Origin of the sequence: Gemmiger formicilis, assembly GCF_900167555.1 — a bacterium.
In the GTDB taxonomy this organism is placed as follows: Bacteria; Bacillota; Clostridia; order Oscillospirales; family Ruminococcaceae; genus Gemmiger; species Gemmiger formicilis.
This window is the reverse complement of record NZ_FUYF01000002.1, coordinates 301,985-324,509: the sequence shown is the minus strand read 5'-3', so window position 1 is coordinate 324,509 and position 22,525 is coordinate 301,985. Positions and strand designations below refer to the sequence as shown.

Sequence of the window (22,525 nt, the reverse complement as noted above, 5' to 3'; positions counted from 1 at the left end):
GCCAGCAGACCGTCCGCTGTCTGCGGAACGATTTCCTGCCACTGCTCGACTTGCAGCTGGTACCCGTACTTGCTCTCCACCCACTCGCCATCCAGTTCCAGCTCCACCGCCTTGGTGCGGGGCAGTTCGTACCCCACTGCCGTGAAGCGCAGCATACGGTCGCCGTAGTAGCGGCCGCTGCAAGCCTGCGGCGGGATGCGCGGGTCACTGGTCTTGACAACGATGATGGAGAATTTGTTTGCTTCATTGTAAAAAATCGTGGATTCGTAGGTAACACGGCAGCCGGTGATGCCGCTGTGTTCCTGTTCACTGTCGTGCATAGGCACGCTCCCTTCTTTGTCAGGCGGCTTCGTCTGCCGCTTTTGCCTTGATGCTGAACCGCCGTGATTCCGACACTGTGACGTATTCATCGTAAATATCCGGGTGCAGCAACTTCAGCTTTTGGAGATTGTCTTTCGTGATGCCTGTCCGGCTGACGGGGTTGTAGCTGATTGTGTACTGTGTACCGCCGTACTCCCCCATCGCCATGCAGCTGCCGTCCAGTTTGGCAACCATCTGACCTTTCAGCCGCTGCATTTCTGTGTCCAGCGTTTTTGCCTGCGTTTCCACTTGCTGCTTTTGCTCCTGTAAGCGGAGATACCGCAGCATGGTAGCAGACAGGTCATTGTCCAGCTGGATGGCAGGAATCGTCTTATCCGCAGCACCTAAGCGGCGGCGCAGGCTTTCGAGAATCAGACTGCCGTCCTCGGTGTAGGGCGGCGGGATGCGGGTCAAGATGTGGTCGTGCCAAAACTCGCGTTCCAGATAGACCATTTCCTGCTCATATTCCCGGTCACGGTACAGGTGGCGGATAATGACTTCGTCCTCATTGTTGCCGTAGAGACAGCAATAGAAGATTTCGTCCATGTCCATGACGGCCATGTAGTGCCGCCCCTGTGTCTCGTAGTAGACAGGAACACATTCCTCGCCGTCCTTCCACCAGTGGTCTTTTGCGTTGTAGTTGGTCGTTTTGATTTCCAGCAGCGCAATTTTTCCGTTTGGCAGGCGAACAAAGTAGTCCACATCTGCCAGCATAAAGGGATATTGCGGGTGCTGGAACATCTTCTTGATTTGGAAAACTTCCAACCCGGTTTTCTTGGTGAATATCTGGGCAACCAGTGGTTCCAGCAGATGCCCCATTTCCAGCGCTACCCAGTTGCCTGCATCATCGACAGCCAAAGCGATGTTCAGCTTGTCATCGTACAGATCGCGGGCGGTTCGGAACGGAGAAATGCCGAGGATCGCGGCGACATCGCTGCCGCCTATCCCCCGCCTGCGGTATGCCAGCCATTCCTGCTCGGTGAGGTTTTCGGTGCTGACCAGCACCTTGGGTTCCTGCCGTATGTGCTCCGGCATCTTCAGCCCCTCCTCTCGCGCCGGAGATAGGGACGCTTGGGCCGGGTGCGCACATTGTACAGCCGATACTGCAAATTGCGTGGGATGGGTCTTGCCTTGCGCGGGCGCGTGATGCGCCGTGCGATTGCCTTGGGTCTTGCCTGTTCATTCATTTGGTGTTCCACCTTTCCTATATAGAATGTATTTCTCAAAGCCTGTCGGCTCTGAAACAAAATAAAAAGCGAGAACAATCGCAGGCAATGCCTGATGCTCACGGCAAACCGTGAACCACGATCCTTCTCGCTATGGTTGGGTGTTTTCACCCACTATAAAAAGAAAAGTGCCAACAGCGTCCGCCCGGTATGGGCAGGACAAGGCTGCTGGCACGAATTACAAACTTAAACAGCGTGTGCATAAGGCACAAAAATCATTTACAGGTGGAGTATAGCACAAGAAAGTCCGCCCTGTCAAGATGGTGAGATTTTGCATGATAAAAGCATAGTGTCCGCATTACATCCGCGCAGCTTTTGTATATACCATCGTTGTTTTTCCTATTAAAATTAGAATACAGCAAGATTTATTTCTTAAATCGATGCTGTCACGCGCGCGAAGAAAAGCTGACACCACAAAGGCAATAGGAGACATTTATTATGCGAGATTCCGAAAGTGTACCCATCCATCTTAAACTAACGCTTTCCATCAAGGAAGCGTCCGAATACAGCAATATCGGCATCAACAAAATTGATGCCATGCTCAAACAGCCCAACTGTCCTTTCGTGTTGTATGTAGGGTCAAAGAAATTGGTCAAACGCAAAGAATTTGAAGCCTACATCAGCAGCAAGCTGATTATTTAAGAGAGGTAATGCCGTTGAAAATAGGGATTTCATGTGCTATAATTTCAGTATCGCGTTGGATTCCCGCTTTGGAAAGGAGTCCACTATGGGTAAAAGCCTAAAGCGAAAAGAATGCGGAAAAGGCATACGCCAAAGAAAGGACGGGTTATATTCCGCAAGATACTATACCAAAGACGGGGAGCGGCGAGAAAAGTATTTCAAGTCGCTGCCTGAAGCCAAGAATTGGCTTGCCGATACGAAATACGAATTGCGTCATCGCGTCATTACCTGCAACTCTGACATGTCCGTAGACAACTGGTTTGACTACTGGATCACGAACATCATCTGTAACCTTTCCCCGAACTGCATCCGCAACTATACGGAACGCTATAAGAGAAATGTTCAGCCACTGATTGGAACCATGTGCATGGGCGACGTAAAGCCGATGCACTGCCAGATTATTCTGAACCGCATGGAAAGTACTTACGCCGGTTCTACAATCCGTCAGACTTACATTGCTATGGGTACCATGTTCAAATCTGCTGTGATGAACGATATTATCGTCAAACATCCGATGAATGGCGTGCGCTATAACAAGCCGGTCCGTGCAGTGGACGATATTCGCTACCTTTCCGTTGAGGAACAGAAGCGCTTCCTTGCCGTAGCCAAGGATTCTCACAACTACCGGCAATATGCACTGCTGCTGGAAACCGGGCTGCGTACGGGTGAACTGATTGGTTTGACTTGGGATGCCATCAACTGGAAAAAGCGTACTCTTACCGTCAATAAAAGTTTGGAGTACCGCCACCACTTCAAGTACTGGCGTGCCGGGCCTCCCAAAACGGTGAAAAGCTACCGCACTATCCCCTTGACCGATACCGCATATCGTATTTTGAAGAGCTGCTATGATGAGCGCTTGACCCGTAAAGAGTCGCCCACGTTGCAGCAGATTCTGGAATACACAGATCGCCGTACCGGAAGGCAGATGTACTTCTGCATGCACGATTTGGTCTTTGTAAACTATCGAACCGGTGAGCCGATTAAGAACAGTTCCTATGACACCCACCTCTATAAGCTGTGCGAAAAAGCCGGCATTGCTCCCTTTGGGATGCATGCGCTGCGCCATACGTATGCTACCCGCGCGATTGAGCGCGGCATGCAGCCCAAGGTCTTGCAGCAGCTGCTGGGGCACGCCAGTATCAAGACGACGATGGACAAATACGTCCATGTTTCTGATGATTCAATGCAGAACGCCGTGCGTCTTTTTGAGGCAGCTGATAGTGAGAAAAAGGGGTAAACCTCGAAAATGGGGGTAAAATGGGGGTAAAACCCCAAATCCGGTAACAAAAAACAACGATAATAAAGGAGATATGGAGAAATATGAAATTAGGAATCGTGGGTCTGCCCAACGTGGGCAAGTCTACCCTGTTCAATGCGCTGACCAGCACCCAGAACGCGCAGGCGGCCAACTACCCCTTCTGCACGATTGAGCCGAACTCCGGCATCGTGCCCGTGCCCGACCCGCGGCTGGACAAGCTGGCCGAGATCTGGCAGACCGACAAGAAAACGCCTGCCATCGTTGAGTTTGTTGACATTGCAGGTCTGGTCAAGGGTGCCAGCCAGGGCGCGGGTCTCGGCAACAAGTTTCTGGGCCACATCCGCGAGTGCGACGCCATCGTCCATGTTGTGCGCTGCTTCGACGATGACAACATCATCCATGTGGTCGAGGACGTCAACAAGCCCGAGAGCGTTGACCCCATCCGCGACATTGATGCCATCGACTTGGAGCTGATCCTGGCCGACCTCGAGGTCGTCAGCAACCGCCTGGGCCGCCAGCAGAAGGCTGCCAAGACCGGCAACAAAGCCGCTGCCGCCGAGGCTGCCTGGCTGGCCGACCTGGCCGCCTGGCTTGAGGGCGGCAAGCCCGCGCGCAGCTTTGACTTTGACGAGAGCGACGACGCCGTGAAGGCCGCCCGCAAGGAGCTGGGCCTGCTGTCCGCCAAGCCCGTCATCTACGCCTGCAACGTCGGTGAGGACGACCTGCTGGGCGGGCTGGACGAGAACCCCTACTTCCCGCTCGTCGCCGCCCGTGCCAAGGAGGAAAACGCCCAGGCCATCCCCATCTGCGCCAAGACCGAGGAGGACATTGCCGGTTCCACGCAGGAGGAAAAAATTGCGTTCCTGCAGGAAATGGGCATCGAGTCCACCGGTCTGGACAAGCTCATCAAGGCCAGCTACGAGCTGCTGGGCCTCATCAGCTTCCTGACCGACGGCAAGAAGGAATGCCGCGCTTGGACCATCAGGAAGGGCACCAAGGCCCCGCAGGCTGCCGGCAAGATCCACAGCGACTTTGAGCGCGGCTTCATCCGTGCGCAGGTCATCGCGTACAAAGACCTGGAGGACGCCGACTTCAACTATGCCGCCGTCAAGGCCAAGGGCCTGCAGCGCACCGAGGGCAAGGAGTACGTCGTGAACGACGGTGACGTTATCGAATTTTTGTTCAACGTTTAACGGAGGTTTGACCGTGATTATTGGCATTATGGGCGCTATGCCCGACGAAGTCGACCAGCTGTGCGCACGGCTGGAGAACGTGACCAAAGAGAACTACGCCGGGGTCGAGTACCACTGCGGCACGCTGCAGGGCAAACAGGTCGTCGTCTGCTGCGCGGGCATGGGCAAGGCCAACGCCGCGTCCACCGTGCAGGTGCTGTGCACAAAATACGGCATTGATAAGCTGATTTTCAGCGGCATTGCGGGCAATATGACCAGCAAAATCGGCATCGGCGACGTCTGCGTCGGTGAGACCGTCGTCTACCACGACGCCGAGCTGAGCATGATCGCCCAGAGCGCACCGTTCCAGACCGAGTACCACGGCGATCCCGCGCTGGTGCAGGCCGCGCTCGACGCCTGCGCTGCCTGCGGCGTGAAGGCCATCGCAGGCAAGATCGCCACGGGCGACACCTTCGTCGGCGACGCCGAGACGAAAAAGGCAATTGAGGAAAAGTGCCACCCCGACTGCGTCGAAATGGAGGGCGCGGCGGTCAGCCAGATCGCGGGCCGCAACGGCGTGCCCTGCGTCATCCTGCGCGCCATGAGCGACAACGCCGACGAGAGCGGCTATGAGGTGCTCGTTGTCAAGCAGTTCAGCATCACCGAGTACGTTAAGACCGCAACGGAGATCGTGGCAAATATGATCGAAAGCCTGTAACAGGCAAAATAAAAGCGGCCATCTGAGAAACAGGTGGTCGCTTTTTGTTTTGCACAAATACTTTTGGGGCAGTCTGCAGAGGGCGGCCAGCCCTCTGGCCGCCGCGGAGGGGGGCAAGACCCCTGCCTGCAAATCGGCCCATAAAGGGGCATCCCGCGTAAACCTCCGGGCCGGGCACGCCCGGCCCCTACGGCTCTACCGACTTAAAAATATGCCTTGATCTGGAACTTATCTACCGGGGCGGTGTCCTCGATTTTCAGATGCTCATGGTTAAAGTCAAATTTTACGCTCTTGCAGTCGTCGGTGTTGCGGGTCAGGCGCAGCAGCTGGTCCACGCGCTTTTGCTCCTCCTTCGTGTAGAACAGGTAGCTCGCGCCCTGCTTGCGGGCGCGGCCCGTGCGGCCAATGCGGTGGGTGTAGTGCTCGTTTTCCTCGGGCACGTCGTAGTTGATGACGGCATCCACATCGGAAACGTCAATGCCGCGCGCCGCCACATCGGTGGCGACCAGCACGTCGATCTCCCCGGCCTTGAACCGCGTCATGATGCGGTTGCGCTCAGCCTGGGACAGGTCGCCGTGCAGGCAGTCCACGTTGAAGTTCAGCCGGGCAAGCTGGTTGGCCAGCATCCCCGTGTTGTACTTGGTGTTGCAGAAGATCATGACCCGCTTGTAGCCCTCGTCAATGATGATCTGCGCGGCGTCGGCCAGCTTGTCACGGCCCGTGGTCAGCAGCTTGTACTGGGCAATTTTCGGGCTGGAATCCTCGACGGGCTGGACGCTGACCTCAGCGGCGTTGTGCTGGTAGAGCCAGCCGATGTCCAGCACCTCGCGGCTGATGGTCGCCGAGAACATCGACAGGCTCTCGCGGTGCTTCATCAGGTCGATGATGTACTTGACGTCCTTGTAAAAGCCCATGTTCAGCATCTCGTCGGCCTCGTCCAGCACGACGGTTTTGACGTCGGAGACATCAATGGCGTGGTGGCGGTAGTGGTCCATCAGGCGGCCCGGCGTGGCAACGACGATTTGGCAGCCGGCTTTGAGCTGGCGCTGCTGCTTGTCCATGCCCGCGCCGCCATAGACGCAGACGATTTTGATGTCAGGCAGAAACTGCGCCAGATTTTGCAGGTCCTGGGCGATCTGCTGGGCCAACTCCCGCGTGGGGCTTAAAATAACGGCCTGCGGCTTCAGGCTGGCAGGATCGACCTTGGACAGGATGGGAATGCCGAACGCCACGGTTTTGCCGGTGCCCGTGGGGGCTTTGGCGATCATATCGTGCCCGGCCAGCATCAGCGGGATGGCCTTTTCCTGGATTTCGGTCATGTCGGTAAAGCCCATCGCCTGCGTAGCGCGGATGATTTCGGGTGAAACGTTCGTAAGTTCGGTAAACTGCATGGTCGTACTGCCTTTCGGTTTTATTCGCCGCCTTGTAGGGGTCGGACACGTCCGGCCCCTACAGCATTCTTTCCTGTTTTTATTATAGCAACATTTTTCTATCCCCGCAAGCCAAAAAAAGGCTTCCCCCGTGGGGGAAGCTGTCACCGAAGGTGATTGATGAGGGGCAAGCTCGCCATTCTTGCCCGTTTGCGGTATTGCCCTTACTTATTTTTACTGGTTCTTCTTGCGGCCTTGCCGGAGGTTTTCTTCTCGGTCTGCGTCCGGGTCGGCTTGGCAGCGGCCTTCCTGGGCGCAGCCTTCGGCGTCGGGGCGGGGGTCTCCTTGTTCAGCAGGCGCTCGGGCACAGGGTCGAGCTTCCAGAGCTGGTTCTCGCCAAAGACATCCTGCCAGATCTGGGCCTGGGTGCCGTTCTCCACGCGCATTCCCACCAGGTCAATGACCTTATCGGCCAGGACGTTGCGCAGCTTGACCTTGCCGCCGCCCGCCTCCACGATCTGCCAGCGCTGACCCGCGCCCGCGGTCTGGGTCCACTGGTGGACCCAGGTGCCGTTGCAGACGCCGGACATGGCCAAGTCCATGACCTTGCCCGTAAAGCGGTTCCTGATGCGGTACTCGCCGTCCCCCGCTTCCACAAACTGCCACTGCTGCCAGGGCTGACCCTCGTAGCTCCACAGGCGGACGGACGCGCCGTTCTCGGTGTTGAAATCGGCCACTTCCAGCACGCGGCCATTGGCGGCGGCGATGGTATAATAGGCATCCGGGCGGATGACGGTCTGGGCTGATTTCCTCATGGTGAATCCTCCTTTTAGACAGAAAGCTGTACATTGTTCTGTCCGTTTTTTTCATTATAGCACAACTGCGGCGCGCTGTTTTACCAAAATTTTTCGGTACTGTTTGGGCAATCCGTCAAGCACTTGGCCGGACGGCGCATTTTTTGTCAGTTTTTGCGGCTGCCGCACTTGCATTTTTTGTGCATATATTATATTATAGAATATATGCTTGTTTTACGGCCACGCGGTGGCCGCTGTAGGGGGAGAGTTCAGCCATGAGAATTGCCTTGATTGCCCACGATTCCCGCAAGGAATTGATGGCTCAGTTCTGCACTGCCTATGTGCGCATTTTGTCTGAGAATGACCTGATCGCCACGGGCGTGACCGGCAAAATCGTCCATGATGCCACCGGTCTGCCGGTGCGCACGCTGTATCCGGGAGGCCGCGGCGGTGCCGAGCAGATCGCTGCCATGATCGGCTGCGGCGAGGTGGACATGCTGCTGTTCTTCCGTGACCCCGTCGGTGCCAAGCCCGGCGAGCCGAACGACATGATGCTGCTGCGCCTGTGCGACATGCACACGATCCCTGTCGCCACGAACATCGCCACCGCGGAAGTTCTGATCCACGGTCTGGAGAGAGGCGACCTGGCCTGGATCGAGCTGCAGCGTGGTCGGAAATAACTAAAAAAGCAACGCCCTGTCTTGAAAAAGACAGGGCGTTTTATTGTATGGCTGTAGGGGCGGGCATTGTCCGCCCGCCGGCGCTTCGCGGTGGCCGCAGGCTCCCGCGGATCGTCGGGGACGCCGACCTATAAATTACTGATACACGATCGCGCTCTTGACCCTGTTGGCGGCGTCGGCACCGGCCAGGATGCGGGCAAGCGCCAGCGCAAACGGGATGGCGGCACCGAGGGCCTCGCCGGTGACGATGCTGCCGTCGATGGTGAGGGGCAGTCCGGTGTAGCTGGCCCCTGCGGCGGTCAGGTCGGCGTCCATGCCGGGGTAGACCGTGGCCTTTTTGCCGTTCAGCACGCCGAACGCCGCCAGCGCGGTGGGCGCGGCGCAGATGGCGGCCACGACCTTACCCTCGGCGGCAAAGTCCCGGCAGACCCGGCGCACCGTGGCGTCGGCCCTCAGGTTGGGCACACCGGGGATGCCGCCGGGCAGGATGCAGGCGTCAAACACCGTGTAGTCCAGCTCCTCGGCCAGGGCGTCGGCCACAACGCTGATCTGGCGGGCACTCTTGACGATCTTCTCCCCGCCGACGGCGGCAATCGTGACCTCGACACCGGCGCGGCGCAGGATGTCCACGCAGAGCAGACCCTCACACTCCTCAAGGCCGGGGGCAAAAAAGATAACAGCTTTAGACATACTAGCATCTCCTGTTCAGTTAAAAGGATGGAACGCACGGGTGATGCGCCAGATGCCCGGCAGCGGGCTTTTGAGTCCGCGCAGGGTCTGCACCAGCCCGACGAGGGACAGCACATCCACCAGCAGCGTCAGGGTCAGGCCCAGCTCACTGCCGTGGGGCAGGAAGCCGACGCAGGCGCAGACCGTGGCCAGCGCCAGCACAACAAGGCCCTGATTCAGGTGGAACTTTACAAACTCATCGTGCCGCCATTTTGTGCAGGCGGGGATGAGGATGAGCACATTCAGATAGCACAGCGCCGCCATCAGCTTAGCCGTGCGGGGCGGCTGCTCCGGCGCGGGCGCAGTTTGGGCGGGCTTGGCCGCCGGGGCCTGCGGGGCGGGGCGCTTTTTCTTTTTGCTTTTGTTTTGCTTTGCCACGGCTTACCTCCATCCGAACAGAAATGCAAAGCAGCGCCCCAGCTGACGCCGCCAGTCGGCCTCGCAGTGCCTGCCGTCCAGCTGGCAGTAGGGGTAGACCGTCGCGCCCCTGGCGGTCAGTAAATTCGTGACCTCCAGCGCCTTGCCGGTGTACTGGGCCAGCGCGTGGCGGCCATTGCCCTCGCGCTCGCCCCAGCTGATATAGACCCGCGTGCCGGGAGCCAGCTTTGCTTTTTTGATGTCGGCCTTCACCTCGGTAAAGCTGAACCGCACCGACGGCGACAGGCAGGCCGCGCGGCTGAACGTCTCGTTATACGCCGTGACGCCGTACAGGCTCATCAGCCCGCCCATGCTCGACCCGCCGATGGCTGTGTTCTCCCGGTCCGGCAGCGTGGGGTATTTTGCGTCGATGAGCGGCTTTAATTCTTGAACCATCCAGTCCAGATACGCCTTGCCGCGGCCCTTTATATCGTATTCCTGCCACACAAAGTCGTAGGGGCTGTACTCCTCAAGCCGGGCGTTGCCCTCATGGTTGCACTCCGGCGCAACGATGATAGCCTGCGGGTGGGCGTCCATGTATTCCTTCAGGCCCCAGCAGGTGCCGTAGGTCGCGGTAGAGTCAAAAAACAGGTTGTGCCCGTCAAACATATACACAACGGGGTAGCGCCTGCCGGACGACTGCCAGTCATCGGGCAGGTAAACAAAGGTGTTGCGGTCCAGCCCAAACGGTGTGATGTGGGCGGTAAAATTTTCGACCATGGGTATCTCTCCCCTTTTTGCTGGTTTATTTATAATTGTAGCGCATTTGCATGGCTTTTTCAATCAAACGGATTGTTTTTTGCGGGGCAAAGTGCTAGAATTTTTACAATTCAGAGGAAAGAGGAGAGTATACCCATGGAACAAGCAATCCAATCGGTACAATCGTTTTTCAAGCGCAAGGACGTCGTGATCTCGGCGCACCGCTACGGCATCGACGCCATGGGCGCGATGGCGCAGGGACTGTTCGCCAGCCTGCTGATCGGCACGATCATCAAGACGCTGGGCCAGCAGCTGGGGCTGGCGTTTCTGGTCACGGCGGGCGGTTATGCGGCGGCAGTCGCAGGCCCGGCCATGGCCGCGTCCATCGGCTACGCGCTGCACGCGCCGCAGCTGGTGCTGTTCAGCCTAATCGCCGTGGGCGGCGCTGCCAATGAGCTGGGCGGCGCAGGCGGCCCCCTGGCCGTCTACCTGATTGCCATCATTGCCGCCGAGGTCGGCAAGCTGGTCAGCAAGGAGACGAAGATTGACATTCTCGTGACCCCTGCCGTCACAATTCTGGTGGGCGTCGGCCTGAGCGCGCTGTTTGCGCCGTCCATCGGCGCGGTGGCGTCCGCCGTGGGCAGCCTCATCATGTGGGCCACCGAGCTGCAGCCGTTTCTGATGGGCATTGTGGTTTCTGTGCTGGTCGGCATGGCGCTGACGCTTCCCATCTCCAGTGCAGCCATCTGCGCAGCGCTGGGCCTGACGGGTCTGGCCGGCGGTGCCGCCGTGGCGGGCTGCTGCGCCCAGATGGTGGGCTTTGCGGTCATGAGCTATAAGGAGAACGGCGTCGGCGGTCTCGTCAGTCAGGGTCTGGGCACCAGCATGCTGCAGATGCCCAACATCCTGCGCAACCCCCGCACCTGGATTCCCCCGACGCTGGCCGCGGCCATCACCGGCCCCATTGCCACCTGCCTGTTTCATCTGGAGATGAACGGTCCTGCCGTTTCCTCCGGCATGGGCACCTGCGGTCTGGTCGGCCAGATCGGCGTTTACACCGGCTGGATCGAGAGCGGCAAGGCCGTGACGGCCTTTGACTGGATCGGTCTGGTGCTGATCTGCTTTGTCCTGCCCGCCGTGCTGAGCACGATCTTCTGCGAGGTTCTGCGGAAGAAGGGGTGGATCAAAGAAAGGGATTTGAAGCTGTAAGTACAAAAAAGCTTCCCCCGCGGGGGAAGCTGTCACCGAAGGTGACGGATGAGGGGCGGCTTTTCCGCAATTGCCCGTGAACGGGCTGCAGCGGGAAGGCCGCCCCTCATCCGGCCTACGGCCACCTTCCCCCAAGGGGGAAGGCTTTTCCTTTTTTACACAACCCCCCTCCAGGTCTCCTCGGCATCGCTCTGGAACGCGCCCAGCTCATGGCAGAGCTTGAAGGCGCCGGGGCTGGCCTCGGGGTAGTCGCGCTCGGCGCGCTTGCAGTCCAGCACGCCCTGGCCGCTGCCCTCGGCCAGCATCGTAGCCAGATTGCGGGTCGATTTGTCCATCATCGTCCGGGTGCGGATACCCATGCTCACACTCATACGGGCGGCGGCGCTCTGGCCGTGGGCCTCGGCTCCGATGGCGTCCAGCGCAGTGTGCGCAGCCTGGTTGATGCGGCGGTACTCCCGCTTCTGGCGCAGCATCTCGTCCCTGAGCTTCTGGTCATGGGTCAGGCTCATCAGCTCGTCCAGCGTGTTCTTGCCCATCTCGGTGTTCTGCACGATCTCCTGAAGCATTTTTTCATTATCGCTCTGCATAACAAAATCCCCCTTGTGTACGTTTGGCGGTCAATGCCAGTATGTACACAGGGGGGATGTTTTATTCGGTTTACAGGCGCTGCTGTGCCAGAGAGAGCGTCATATCCCAGGAGGCCGTCTCGCCCCACTCGGCGGAGGCGATGGCCACGGTAAAGCTGCCGCGGCGGGACAGCGAGATGTTGAACTCCCGGCGGGAGGCATTCATCGCCTCGTGCACAGCCTGGGCCATCCGGGCGGCGGGCGTGCCGACGGTGACGATGGCAAAGAAGCCGTCATTCAGGCGGGCCAGCACAGCCTTGTCGTGGTCGGGGCCGACGACCAGCTGCAAAATGCCGGACGCCATGTTCAGGCAGCAGTCCGCGGCAGAGTTGCTCTCCTTCTCGCGAAGCTGCCAGTACTCATTCACGCGGACCATCACCACACCCACGGGCTTGCCGTCCAGCGCAGCGCGCTCGGCGCGGGGGCGGAATGCCTCATTCAGGTAGACGGAATTGTAAACGCCGGTCACATAGTCGCGGCGCAGGTCATCCTGCATCTGGCTCAGTGCGCGGGTGAAGGCATCCTCCGCGCCGTCGGCCTGCAGGTTGCGGGGCAGCGGCATCCCCAGCAGCAGCACGCAGGGCGTGTCCGCCACCGTAATGCCCTGGGCAATGACGGTGCGCAGACCGTCCGCGGCCTTTTCGATCTTCAACCCGCGGCCTGCGGCGTCCAGCGCGGGCATCGCAGCCACTTTATTCAGCGGCTGCAAAGTAGCCGGGTCCAGCAACCCCATGCGGGGGTCTGCGAGGGTCACGCTGTCAAACAGCTGCGCCAGAGCTGTCATCTCTGTCTGCAGCTCGTCAAGGGTGTAGTCCTGTTTCATGTTGCTTCCTAACCGCCGGATTTCCCGGCATCGCACATCTCGGCTTTTGCATAATACTGTTTTATTTTACCACAGTGAAAAAGATTTTCCAAGATTCCCACTGTACAAACTTTCTTCGTCAAACCGATGAAATACCGTGCGAACTTCACAAATTACTTTGCTGCGCGGAAGTAGCGCTCCGTCAGGACGCGGATTTCAGCGGCCAGCGCAGGGGTCAGCTTTTTGGCATCGGCGCGCCACTGCCAGTTGCCCTGTGCCTGGCCCGGGGTATTCATGCGGGCGGCGGCGGGTTCCTCCAGCCAGTCGGCCATCGGGATGATCGCCAGCGCCGCGGTGCTGGCCAGCACGCCGCGCAGCATACCGCGCAGGGTGCCCTCCTGCTTCGTCAGGGCAAAGTAGTCCACGACCTGCTTGCGCTGGGCGGCGGTCAGCTCCTCGGCAAACCAGCCGGTCAGGGTGTTGTTGTCGTGGGTGCCGGGGTAGGCCACGCAGTTGCGCGGGTAGTTGTGGGGCAGGTCAACGCTGTCCTCACCGGTGAAGGCGAACTGCAGCACCTTCATGCCGGGGAATCCGCTCTCCGCCAGCAGCTCGCGGACCGAGTCGAACATCTCGCCCAGATCCTCGGCCACGATGGGCAGGCTGCCCAGGGCGTTGTGCAGTGCGCGGAACAGCTCCATGCGCGGGCCCTGCTCCCAGCGCCCGTTGCGGGCCGTCGTCTCCCCTGCCGGGATGGCCCAGTAGGTGTCAAAGCCGCGGAAGTGGTCGATGCGCAGGATGTCATAGATGGACAGCGCGTGGCGGATGCGCAGGATCCACCACGCATAGCCGGTGCGGCGGTGGTAGTCCCAGTCGTAGAGCGGGTTGCCCCACAGCTGGCCGTCGGCGGCAAAGTAGTCCGGCGGGCAGCCTGCAACGCGGCGGGGCTTGCCCTCGGCGTCGGTCTCAAACAGCTCACGGCCTGCCCAGGCGTCGGCGGAGTCGGCGGCGACATAAATGGGAATATCGCCCATGATGGCGACGCCCTTCTTCTTGGCGTAGGCGTGCAGGGCGCGCCACTGGCGGTCAAACTCATATTGCAGGAACGCCCAGAACTCGATCTCCCCGGCGTGTTCGGCCTTGAATTCAGCCAGCGCCTCCGGCTCACGCACGCGCAGGGCGCGGGGCCACTGCTGCCAGTCCACCATGCCGTTGGCCTCCTTGATGGCCATGTACAGGCAGTAGTCGGGCAGCCAGTCGCTGCTCAAAAACCGGAAGCGGTACCAGTCGTCGGGGTAGGGCGTCTCGTAGCCGGGCACGGGACGCTTTTTCAGGAAGTTCGCGTAGGCTTTACGCAGCACAGCGAAGCGCTTTTCGTAGAGGGTGCCGTAGTCCACATGAGCCGCGTCGCCGCCCCAGTTGATGGCAGCGTAGTCTTTTTTGGTCAGCAGGCCGTCGGCGGCCAGCAGGTCCAGATCAATAAAGTAGGGGTTGCCCGCGAAGGCGGAGCAGCTCTGGTACGGGCTGTCGGCGTAGCCGGTGGGGCCGACGGGCAAAATCTGCCAGATGGTCTGCCCGGCCTTGGCCAGAAAGTCCACAAAGTCATGGGCCGGCTTGCCCATGCTGCCGATGCCATACCCGCCGGGCAGACTCGAGATCGGCATCAGAATGCCGCTGCAGCGTTTGAATTCCATAGTGTTTTTCCTCTTCTCTGTATATGTACGTTTTCAGGTTCAACCATGCCTTGCTGCCCCTTTGCGGGCTGTGCGTAGGGCGGGGTGCCCTCACCCCGCCGCGGCGGCCTGTGGGCAGGCCGCCCTACAAGTCCCCGGGAACTGCGGCTTTCCTTGTCTTACTCCGCCCCCAGCGCAGCCAATGCACCATCCACAAAGGCGGTGCGCTCGGCCTTGGTGTGCTTTTCGCTGTCCTGCAGGGTCAGTTCGTTGGCAGTCAGGGCATCGGCGGCTGCAGTGTCCAGCGCCACGCCGGGCAGGATGCCCGTGCCGACCTGCTGCACCTGCATGGCCGTGACCGCCGTCGTGCCGGCAGCCGTGTTCCATGGCGTTACGACGCCCAGTGTCTCGGTCAGGGCGTCCTCTCCCGCGCCGTTGGAGTAGAGCCACAGCGCGGCGCTCTTGGCGGCCTTCAGGCCGTCGGCGCTCGTCCCGGCATTGATGGCAATGCTGCCCACATCGGCCAGAACGGGGTAGTTCAGCAGCCCCTCGGCGTTGTAGTCCTCGGCGGTCAGGTCGCTGTCGTCCAGCTGGCACTTGAACGGTACCAGCACCAGTCCGTTGCAGGTGTCTGCGCCGTACTCGGCCAGCAGGTCGGTCAGCTTGGCGCGGCGGAAGATTCCCTCCCCGCCGTCGGCGGCCATGTGATCCCATTCCAGCGTCACGGCGCTGTAGACGCCGTTCAGCGGGCCGGTCAGCGCGTCCGCCGTGTAGGTGCCGTCGGCGGCCAGCAGTGCCGCCGTGTAGCCGGACGCGCGGTCCAGCGGCGCGGCAAAGACACCGGTGGCCGTAAGGCTGCCGGGGCGTGCGTCGGGCAGGGTGTAGTCCGCGCCGCTCAGGGTCACCGTGGCGGCCTTCGGCTCGGCCATCCAAGCGGAGAGCGTCTCGACAAAGTCGCTCCACTCCTCCCAGTTTGCGGTCTGCAGAGCCGCCGCAGCGCCGTCGCCCAGCAGGGCGTTCAGCACATCGGCGCGCGCCCAGTAGCCGTACAGGCTGCGGCCCAGTGGCAGGGCATTGGCGTTCTCGGTAATACCGGCGCGGGCGGCAGCGGCGGCCAGCAGTGTGTCGCTCGTCACATCCAGCAGACTGCCGCCCGGCGCGTGGTCGGTCAGCAGCAGGTCTGCCGACGCGGCTTCGTCGGTCAGCGTCAGCGTAACGCCCTGCGCCTCCGCGTAGGCCTGTGCCGCCGGGGCCAGCGAGGCTGAAGTGTAAACTTTCAACGTCTGGGGCGCGGCAGCGGCGGCGGTTTCAATCGTAGCGGTGTTCTCGGCGGGCAGCGCCGCAGCACAGCCTGCCAGCAGCAGCGCGGGCAGAGCCAGCGCCGCAGATTTGATTTTTTGCATGAAGCAGTTTTCCCTCGCAAATGGTTGTAAAAATTCAGTCTATCCTTTATTATATAGGATAAGATGGTTTTTTTCTACACCTGTTTTATGTTATAATAAGAAAAATCGCAAAAATTTAAGGGAGCGTTTCTTTCTGTGACAGAAAAATTATACGAAGTAGATTCCTATGTGCAAAATTTCACCGCGCAGGTCGTAAGCTGCACCCCCGTGCCCGGCGGCTTTGCGGTGGTGCTGGACCGCACGGCCTTCTTCCCCGAGGGCGGCGGCCAGCCCTGTGACACCGGGCGGCTTGGCGGCGCGCGGGTGCTGACCGTGCATACCGACGGTGAGACCATCACCCACACGACGGACGCACCGCTGACCGCGGGCGAGACCGTGGACGGCTGCCTTGACTGGCCCGCGCGGCTGGATGCCATGCAGCAGCACACCGGCGAGCATATCCTGAGCGGCGCGCTGCACCGGCTGTTCGGGGCTGAGAACGTGGGGTTCCACATCGGCAGCCCGTATGTACGGATGGACACAAGCATCCCGCTGACGCAGGAACAGCTGGCACAGGCCGAGGCCGAGGCCAACGCCGCCGTGCGCGCGGACACGCCCGTACACTGTTGGGTGCCTGACCCGGAGACGCTGGCCCGCACCGACTACCGCAGCAAAAAGGAGCTGACCGGCGACGTGCGGCTGGTGGAGGCCGGCGGCGACTGCTGCGCCTGCTGCGGCACCCACCTGACCCGCACCGGCGAGGTCGGGCTGATCAAAATCATCTCCTTTGCCCACTACAAGAGCGGGATGCGGCTGGCCGTGGCCTGCGGGCAGCGCGCTTACGACGCGGTAGCGGGCATCTGGGCCGACACCGAGGCCGCCGGGCGGCTGCTGTCCAGCCCTGTGGGCTCGCTGACGCCCGCTCTGGAACGGCTGCAAAACGGCGAGGCTGCCTTAAAGGCCCGGCTGGCCGCGCTGCAAAACACGCTGGCTGCCGCCTGCGCGGAGGCTGCTGCGCCCGGCACCCCTGCCGTCTTATGGGTGGACGGTGCCGACGGCGACGGCCTGCGCCGCGTGGCGACGGCAATCACCGCCAAAACAAACGCCCCCTGCTGCACGCTGGGCCCGGGCGGACAGGGCCTTGCCTACGCGCTTGCCGCCGCCCCCGGCGTCGATGTGCGGGAAACCTGCAAGGCGCTGAACGCCGCCTATCAGGGCCGCGGCGGCGGTAAGCCCGGCTTCTGTCAGGGGAGTTTGGCGGAAGGCAGTTTTGAACAAGTCAAAGCGTTTTTGTTGAAAAGCCTTCTCCTTCGGGAGAAGGTGGCCGAGGCCCCGACCGAGGCCGGATGAGGGCAGAGCTTTCGAGACTGCCCGGCAGCGGGCAATATGGCAGACTCTCCCCTCATCAGTCCGCTTCGCGGACAGCTTCTCCCCCAAGGGAGAAGCCCTTAGGCAACACCGCACAATTCCCGCCTTACGGCTTAAGCACCGCTCCGGCGGATCTCCGCGCCAAGAGCCGCCGCAAGCGGCGGTTGCGCTCCGAAGCGCCTCGCTGCGGCTCGGTGTGCGGCACGGCATCTGCGTTGCCAAAATGCTCGATAATACACAAAGTATTATCTGCGCTTTTGACTTAGCAGCTGCCGCACCTCGCTCGCCGTATCGGCACTTAGAATTATGCGGTATTGCCCTTACTCTACAACCACACAAGGAGACCTCATTATGCGCATGCGTTTTAAACCCTACGCACGGCCGGAGCTGCTGGCCTGCGATTTCCATGTCCATGAGCCGCTGACCCACGGCGGCCACTGGCATGAGCTTTACGCCCGGCCCGACCAGCCGTGGCATCTTGAGCTTGGCTGCGGCAAGGGCGGCTTTCTGGCCCAGATCGCCCCGGCCCACCCGGACATCAACTATTTAGGCATCGACATCACCGACAAGGTGCTGATTTTGGCCAAGCGCAAGGTCGAGGCCGCCTACGCTGCGCGCGGGATTCCCGCCGACAACGTGAAAATTGCCAGCCTTGACATTGAGCGCCTCGGCAATGCCTTCACGCCGGAGGACCGTGTTTCGCGCATCTACATCAATTTCTGCAACCCGTGGAGCAAGAATGCGGGCAGCAACAAGCACCGCCTGACCCACCCGTGCCAGCTTTTGCAGTACCGCCAACTGATGGACGAGGGTGCGGAGATCTGGTTCAAGACCGACGACGACGACCTGTTCCGCGACAGCCTTTCCTACTTCCCCACCGCCGGGTTTGAGATCACCTGGCAGACCTTCGACCTGCACAAAAACGAGCCGGACTGGAACCTGCGCACCGAGCATGAGGGCATGTTCAGCGAGCAGGGCATCCCCATCAAGGCGCTGATTGCCCGCAAGGGACCCGACAGCACCGTGACCTGGGTGGAGCCGAAGGCGCTGGCCAAACAGCAGGAGGCCGAAGATGACGCCGACTGAATTTGCCGTTAAAACGCTGTATTGGTTCTTCCTGTATGGCTTCATCGGCTGGGGCGTCGAGGTCGTCTATGCCGCCGTCAAGACGCACAAGCTCGTCAACCGCGGGTTTCTCTGCGGGCCGATCTGCCCGATCTACGGCTTTGGCATGGTGGGGCTGATCTACAGCGTCAGCCTGATCCCGATGCCGGACAGCGGCAGCATGAGCGCGGTTGCCATCTTTTTCATCGGTATGATCCTGACCACCGCCATCGAGCTGGTCGGCGGCTGGGCGCTGTTTAAAATCTACCACATCCGCTGGTGGGACTACTCCAATATGAAGTTCAACCTCGGCGGGTACATCTGCCCGCAGTTCTCGCTGCTGTGGGGTCTGGGCAGCGTGCTGATGATCAAGGTCGTCCACCCGCTCTTAGCCCGCGGCTCCAGCCCGATGCCGTTCAACATCATGCTGATCGTGGACGTTGTGCTGTTGGTTTTGTTTGTTGTGGACGTTGCGGCCTCCACCGCCGCGGCCATTGGCCTGAACAAGTACCTGCGCGAAATTGACGAGCTGCGCGCCAAGCTGCGCGTGACCAGCGACAAGCTGACCACCGTGCTGGGCACCGGCGCCATGACCGCCGACACGATTCTGGACGAGCAGAAGCTGCAGCTGGCCCTGGCCAAGCTGGAGGGCCGCGAGAACGCCGACGTGCTGCGTGCCGAGCTGACGATCCGTGCGGCTGCCCTGCGCGAGAAGCTGACCGCCGCCGAGCACGACCACCTTGGTACCCGCCGTCTGCTGCGCGCTTTCCCTGACATGAAGAGCCTGAACTACGCGGACACGCTGGCCGCGACCCGCACCGCCATGCTCCGCCTGCGGGAGCTGGCTGCTGCCGCGAAGGAGAAAATCAAGAAGGCGTAATATTTTATCAACAAAGCCGCCCGGGTTTGTGGAAAACCCGGGCGGCTGTTTTGTATGTAGTAGGGGCCGGGCATGCCGGCCCTGCCGTGTAAGGCTAACGGGCGCTTGCAGGAAGGCCGCGGGCCGCACAAGTGCGGCCCCCTACCCTCTACCCATTCACGCCTTCTTCTTATCAAACGCGATCTGCAGCACCAGCCAGGCCGCGACGAGACAGACCACCGAGATCAGCCCCAGCATCTGCCAGGAGTGGGTCAGGTTTTCCACCGTGGCGTCGTACATCGGGCCGTCCAGACCGGCCTGCAGCCAAGCCATACGGCTGTTCAGGTCGGTAGATGCGCCCAGCGCGCCCATACCCCAGCGGCAGACGATGATGTTGGAGATCGTCGCCGCCGCGCCCGTCACGGTGAACATGATGTTGCTGAAAACGACCTGCCCGATCATAAGCACCAGCACGGCCAGTATCGCGCTCTCGCCGCTGGTGAACAGCGCCGAGATCAGCAGGCCGATGCAGCTGGACGAGAACATCGTCAGCAAAACCGTGATAAAGATTTCCATATCCGTTTCCAGCAGCAGGTGGTTCTGCGGCACATGCACGATGGAAACAAAGCCCAAGGCCAGGATAGCCGCCTGCAAAACCTCGACCAGCAGCAGCACCGCCGCCTTGCTCAGCACGACTGCGGGCAGGCTGACGCCGACGGATGCCTCGCGCAGGATGATCTCGCGCTCCCTGCAGATCTCGCGGTAGGAGTTCAGCGTGCCCATAAACGTCGCCATAGCGGCTAAAATAAAGAGCGCCGTCCGGCTGCCGATGTTGACAAGGTTCGAGGTAAAGCAGTTCGGGTCCGCCGTCAGCTTGACGACCAGCACCATGAACGGGGACTGCAGCGTCAGGCTGGCCAGCAGCAGCTTATCGTTCCAGATCAGCTGTAAATTGCGTTCAACCAGAACCACGAACTGGCGCAGGAATTTCAAAAATTTTACTGGCTGCATCGCTTGTCTGCCTCCTGCGCTGCCTCCGGGCAGACCGCCAGCAGGCGGTTGAACTCGGGGGTCGTAAAGTATTTTTCACGGTAGTGCTCGATCTGCGCGGCGTCGCGCAGCTTTTCAAAAATGTCGCTCGTCATCTCAACGTCAAAGTAGTCGTTCAGCTTTTCGGGCGCACCGTAATAGCACAGCACGCCGCCGACGCCCAAAAACGCGATTTTGTCGCAGAGGTTGATGTTGGACATGTTGTGGGTGACCATCAGCACCGTGCAGTTCTGGTGGCTCAGGCGGCGGCACAGCTCCATCATGCTGCGATCCAAATCGGGCGAAAGGCCGCTCGTCGGCTCGTCCAGGATCAGCAAACGCGGGTTCGCCAGCAGCTCCATGGCGATGGAAACACGCTTTTTCTGGCCGCCGGACAGCTTGGAGATGAACGTCTTTTCACGCCCCTGCAGATCGACAGCCTCAATGGCGTGGGCCACGGCGGCTGCGATCTCGGCGCGGGTCGCATCGTGGGCAATGCGCAGCTTGGCCGTGTAGGTCAGGCTCTGCTCCACGGTCAGGTTGTCGTGCATGATGTCCTTCTGCGGCACGTAACCAAGCGCGGCCTCGAAGGCGTTTCGGTTGGAGCGGGTGTCCAGCCCGTCAAACTTCACGCTGCCTGCCGTGCAGGGGGCCGTGCCCGTGATGCAGGTCAGCAGGCTCGACTTGCCCGTGCCGGAGCCGCCCACCAGCACGACAAAGCTGTTGGGCTCGACCTGCAGGCTTGTGCCGTCCACGATGTTCAGCGGCTTGCCGGTGTTGGCATTTTTAACCGTTTTGTATACATTTACAAGCTGTATGCTTATGCCGCTCTGGTGGGCATGATAGTGGAGCATCCCGCCCGTGAAGGCAAAAACCTGCGCAGGCACGTTGATGACCGCGCCGTTGCGCAGCACCGTGCGGGTCACGCGGACGCCGTCCACATAGGTGCCGTTCGTCGAGCCGAGGTCATGCAGCTCGTAGTGGCCGTCCTTGTACAAAATCTCGCAGTGATGGCGGGAGACGCGGTCATTGACGAGCTTGATGTCGCAGTCGTCGCCGCGCCCGATGAGTACGCGGCGCTTGCGGCGGATGTCTGTCTCGCGCAGGACGGCGTCGGTGGTCTGCTCCTTTTTCGGGGCCATGCCGTCGCCCTGCACGCTGGTGATCTCCTCGACGCGGAAGGTGATCTCCTGCGTGTCCGCGTCGCCGTCGGTGTTCAAGCCGACGACGTCGCCGCTCTGCAAAATACTCGTCTCGCCGGGCTCAAGATAGCGGTTGTTGTACCAGGTGCGGTAGTCGCTGCCGCCGTCGGTGACGCCCCACTGACCGTTCGCAAAGCTGACGGTGAACTGGTGGTCGCCGACGTTGTTGCGGCGCAGCACGTACTCGCACTGGGCGCTGCGCCCAAAGCGGTAGCTGCCCGCGGGCAGCGTGATGCGCTGCTTATTGCGCAGCTCGGTGATCAAAATTACGATCTCACTCGTCATGGCGCGCCCCCTTACCAGTGGAACTCCGCGCCGCAGAACGGCACAAATTTCATCGCTGCACCGCCCATGCGCAGCGTCTCGCCGCCGGTGAGCGGCTGGGGCGTGAGCACCGCGTCCCCGCCCAGATAGCACAGCTCCTGCGACGAGCCGGGCAGCAGGGTGAAGGCAGACTTTTCCTCATCGTAGACCAGCACCGCCCGGCGGGCGCTCAGCGGGGCGTCGGCGCTCAGGGTCACAGGCGTGCCGTCGGCATCCAGTCCCAGGAAGCTGCGGCCCACACCCAGACGCAGATCGCGCCCCTTCGCCGGGCCGTCCAGCACAACGAGCCACCCCGTAACCGGCCCTGCCGGGGCCGTTGTCTCCACCGCAGCGGGCTGCTCGGCCTCGCCCGTGCGGACGATGGAACGATCCCTGAGCAGGTCGGTGTTGCAGTAGGGGCATTCCGGGTATTTGTCACTGTCGTAGAAGTGACCGTTTTCGCATTTTGTCAGTTTCATGGTGAAGTGGCTCCTTTGGGAGGGGGGTGAACGGTTGGTTGGTGTGAGGCGGCACGTTGGCGGCAGTCGGCCGGGAGGTGGCGGAGGGGTCAAGACCCCTTCCTACGGAATGAGCCATAAAAGGGATATGGCGGTAAGTGGCGGGCCGGGCATGCCCGGCCCCTACGGACTGCTGTTTCCGGCAGCGGGGGTTCGGGGGAACTCCCGAGTTTAAGGTGGAGGAAGGGGCGGGGGCGTTAAGAACGAAAAGTAATACTGCTTTCGTTTAGCCCCCGCCCCTTCCGACTTCCTCTTTGGGGTTCTTAGGGGCGTGCAGCCCCTAAGGCGGGGTCCGCTGCATCCGCAACAGCGGGACTTTTCTTTGCTACTTTCTTTTGGTCACAAAAGA

General features: G+C 60.8%; 24 protein-coding genes. 9 read left to right on the top strand and 15 right to left on the bottom strand.

What is annotated here, in order from left to right; translation table 11 throughout:
* The 3 genes from B5D32_RS03120 to B5D32_RS15160 all read right to left on the bottom strand — a co-directional run.
* A partial coding sequence (locus tag B5D32_RS03120) for a YrrC family ATP-dependent DNA helicase (protein ID WP_420896754.1) occupies positions 1 to 320 on the bottom strand: 320 nt, incomplete at its 3' end.
* Positions 321 to 339: 19 nt separating this feature from the next.
* On the bottom strand, positions 340 to 1,395 hold the full coding sequence (locus B5D32_RS03115; RefSeq protein WP_078783630.1) for a YqaJ viral recombinase family nuclease: 1,056 nt from the start codon (positions 1,393 to 1,395) through the stop codon (positions 340 to 342).
* Positions 1,396 to 1,397: 2 nt separating this feature from the next.
* Positions 1,398 to 1,547 (bottom strand): hypothetical protein, encoded by a 150-nt coding sequence (locus B5D32_RS15160; protein ID WP_159446969.1) that lies wholly within the window; start codon positions 1,545 to 1,547, stop codon positions 1,398 to 1,400.
* 477 nt (positions 1,548 to 2,024) lie between these two features.
* Here B5D32_RS15160 and B5D32_RS03110 point away from each other — a divergent pair, with 477 nt between their 5' ends.
* The 4 genes from B5D32_RS03110 (at position 2,025) to B5D32_RS03095 (ending at position 5,415) form a co-directional block, all read left to right on the top strand.
* Positions 2,025 to 2,228: an excisionase gene (locus B5D32_RS03110; RefSeq protein WP_078783629.1), complete on the top strand. Its 204-nt coding sequence runs from the start codon at positions 2,025 to 2,027 to the stop codon at positions 2,226 to 2,228.
* A gap of 85 nt (positions 2,229 to 2,313) precedes the next feature.
* Positions 2,314 to 3,504 (top strand): tyrosine-type recombinase/integrase, encoded by a 1,191-nt coding sequence (locus tag B5D32_RS03105; protein ID WP_078783628.1) that lies wholly within the window; start codon positions 2,314 to 2,316, stop codon positions 3,502 to 3,504.
* 83 nt (positions 3,505 to 3,587) lie between these two features.
* Positions 3,588 to 4,718 carry a redox-regulated ATPase YchF gene (gene ychF / locus B5D32_RS03100; RefSeq protein ID WP_078783627.1) on the top strand — a complete coding sequence of 377 codons (1,131 nt, stop codon included), beginning with the start codon at positions 3,588 to 3,590 and terminating at the stop codon, positions 4,716 to 4,718.
* 13 nt (positions 4,719 to 4,731) lie between these two features.
* Positions 4,732 to 5,415 carry a 5'-methylthioadenosine/adenosylhomocysteine nucleosidase gene (locus B5D32_RS03095; protein ID WP_078783626.1) on the top strand — a complete coding sequence of 228 codons (684 nt, stop codon included), beginning with the start codon at positions 4,732 to 4,734 and terminating at the stop codon, positions 5,413 to 5,415.
* Positions 5,416 to 5,618: 203 nt separating this feature from the next.
* Here the strand turns inward: B5D32_RS03095 and B5D32_RS03090 are convergent, their stop codons facing one another.
* Both B5D32_RS03090 and B5D32_RS03085 read right to left on the bottom strand, forming a co-directional pair.
* Positions 5,619 to 6,806: a DEAD/DEAH box helicase gene (locus B5D32_RS03090; RefSeq protein ID WP_078783625.1), complete on the bottom strand. Its 1,188-nt coding sequence runs from the start codon at positions 6,804 to 6,806 to the stop codon at positions 5,619 to 5,621.
* A gap of 203 nt (positions 6,807 to 7,009) precedes the next feature.
* Positions 7,010 to 7,600, bottom strand: a complete 591-nt coding sequence (locus B5D32_RS03085; RefSeq protein ID WP_078783624.1) for an RICIN domain-containing protein — start codon at positions 7,598 to 7,600, stop codon at positions 7,010 to 7,012.
* A gap of 254 nt (positions 7,601 to 7,854) precedes the next feature.
* On the opposite strand from B5D32_RS03085, the gene B5D32_RS03080 reads away from it, so the two are divergent.
* Entirely contained in the window at positions 7,855 to 8,259 is a 405-nt protein-coding gene (locus B5D32_RS03080) for a methylglyoxal synthase (RefSeq protein ID WP_078783623.1), read from the top strand.
* A 135-nt stretch (positions 8,260 to 8,394) separates the two neighbouring features.
* On the opposite strand, the gene B5D32_RS03075 is transcribed toward B5D32_RS03080, so the two are convergent.
* Genes B5D32_RS03075 through B5D32_RS03065 form a run of 3 tightly spaced genes read right to left on the bottom strand, consistent with a single transcriptional unit; the run spans position 8,395 to position 10,125 of the window.
* Positions 8,395 to 8,949, bottom strand: coding sequence for a DJ-1 family glyoxalase III (locus tag B5D32_RS03075; protein WP_078783622.1), 555 nt, complete (start codon positions 8,947 to 8,949; stop codon positions 8,395 to 8,397).
* A 15-nt stretch (positions 8,950 to 8,964) separates the two neighbouring features.
* Positions 8,965 to 9,366: a hypothetical protein gene (locus B5D32_RS03070; RefSeq protein ID WP_078783621.1), complete on the bottom strand. Its 402-nt coding sequence runs from the start codon at positions 9,364 to 9,366 to the stop codon at positions 8,965 to 8,967.
* Between the two features lie 3 nt (positions 9,367 to 9,369).
* Positions 9,370 to 10,125 carry an alpha/beta hydrolase gene (locus B5D32_RS03065; RefSeq protein WP_078783620.1) on the bottom strand — a complete coding sequence of 252 codons (756 nt, stop codon included), beginning with the start codon at positions 10,123 to 10,125 and terminating at the stop codon, positions 9,370 to 9,372.
* A 135-nt stretch (positions 10,126 to 10,260) separates the two neighbouring features.
* Here B5D32_RS03065 and B5D32_RS03060 point away from each other — a divergent pair, with 135 nt between their 5' ends.
* Positions 10,261 to 11,313 carry a PTS sugar transporter subunit IIC gene (locus tag B5D32_RS03060; RefSeq protein WP_078783619.1) on the top strand — a complete coding sequence of 351 codons (1,053 nt, stop codon included), beginning with the start codon at positions 10,261 to 10,263 and terminating at the stop codon, positions 11,311 to 11,313.
* Between the two features lie 155 nt (positions 11,314 to 11,468).
* On the opposite strand, the gene B5D32_RS03055 is transcribed toward B5D32_RS03060, so the two are convergent.
* The 4 genes from B5D32_RS03055 to B5D32_RS03040 all read right to left on the bottom strand — a co-directional run bounded on the left by B5D32_RS03055 (position 11,469) and on the right by B5D32_RS03040 (position 15,814).
* Positions 11,469 to 11,900 (bottom strand): hypothetical protein, encoded by a 432-nt coding sequence (locus tag B5D32_RS03055; RefSeq protein ID WP_078783618.1) that lies wholly within the window; start codon positions 11,898 to 11,900, stop codon positions 11,469 to 11,471.
* Between the two features lie 70 nt (positions 11,901 to 11,970).
* Complete coding sequence (locus tag B5D32_RS03050) at positions 11,971 to 12,762, bottom strand: diguanylate cyclase domain-containing protein (protein ID WP_078783617.1); 792 nt, start codon at positions 12,760 to 12,762, stop codon at positions 11,971 to 11,973.
* A 152-nt stretch (positions 12,763 to 12,914) separates the two neighbouring features.
* The gene (gene malQ, locus B5D32_RS03045; protein WP_078783616.1) at positions 12,915 to 14,432 is read right to left on the bottom strand and encodes a 4-alpha-glucanotransferase; all 1,518 of its coding nucleotides are present in this window, start codon (positions 14,430 to 14,432) and stop codon (positions 12,915 to 12,917) included.
* Positions 14,433 to 14,590: 158 nt separating this feature from the next.
* Complete coding sequence (locus tag B5D32_RS03040; RefSeq protein ID WP_078783615.1) at positions 14,591 to 15,814, bottom strand: hypothetical protein; 1,224 nt, start codon at positions 15,812 to 15,814, stop codon at positions 14,591 to 14,593.
* Positions 15,815 to 15,949: 135 nt separating this feature from the next.
* On the opposite strand from B5D32_RS03040, the gene B5D32_RS03035 reads away from it, so the two are divergent.
* The 3 genes from B5D32_RS03035 to B5D32_RS03025 all read left to right on the top strand — a co-directional run bounded on the left by B5D32_RS03035 (position 15,950) and on the right by B5D32_RS03025 (position 19,145).
* Complete coding sequence (locus B5D32_RS03035) at positions 15,950 to 17,143, top strand: alanyl-tRNA editing protein (RefSeq protein WP_078783614.1); 1,194 nt, start codon at positions 15,950 to 15,952, stop codon at positions 17,141 to 17,143.
* A 369-nt stretch (positions 17,144 to 17,512) separates the two neighbouring features.
* A complete protein-coding gene (gene trmB, locus B5D32_RS03030) occupies positions 17,513 to 18,247 on the top strand; it encodes a tRNA (guanosine(46)-N7)-methyltransferase TrmB (RefSeq protein WP_078783613.1) in 735 nt (244 codons plus the stop codon).
* Positions 18,234 to 19,145: a putative ABC transporter permease gene (locus tag B5D32_RS03025; protein ID WP_078783612.1), complete on the top strand. Its 912-nt coding sequence runs from the start codon at positions 18,234 to 18,236 to the stop codon at positions 19,143 to 19,145. The genes trmB and B5D32_RS03025 overlap by 14 nt, the downstream gene beginning before the upstream one ends.
* 156 nt (positions 19,146 to 19,301) lie before the next feature.
* On the opposite strand, the gene B5D32_RS03020 is transcribed toward B5D32_RS03025, so the two are convergent.
* Genes B5D32_RS03020 through B5D32_RS03010 form a run of 3 tightly spaced genes read right to left on the bottom strand, consistent with a single transcriptional unit; the run spans position 19,302 to position 22,137 of the window.
* Positions 19,302 to 20,135: an ABC transporter permease gene (locus B5D32_RS03020; RefSeq protein ID WP_078783611.1), complete on the bottom strand. Its 834-nt coding sequence runs from the start codon at positions 20,133 to 20,135 to the stop codon at positions 19,302 to 19,304.
* The gene (locus B5D32_RS03015) at positions 20,123 to 21,640 is read right to left on the bottom strand and encodes an FHA domain-containing protein (protein ID WP_078783610.1); all 1,518 of its coding nucleotides are present in this window, start codon (positions 21,638 to 21,640) and stop codon (positions 20,123 to 20,125) included. Before B5D32_RS03015 ends, B5D32_RS03020 begins: the two co-directional genes overlap by 13 nt.
* Positions 21,641 to 21,651: 11 nt before the next feature.
* Positions 21,652 to 22,137, bottom strand: a complete 486-nt coding sequence (locus tag B5D32_RS03010; protein ID WP_078783609.1) for an FHA domain-containing protein — start codon at positions 22,135 to 22,137, stop codon at positions 21,652 to 21,654.
* Positions 22,138 to 22,525 lie beyond the last annotated feature (388 nt).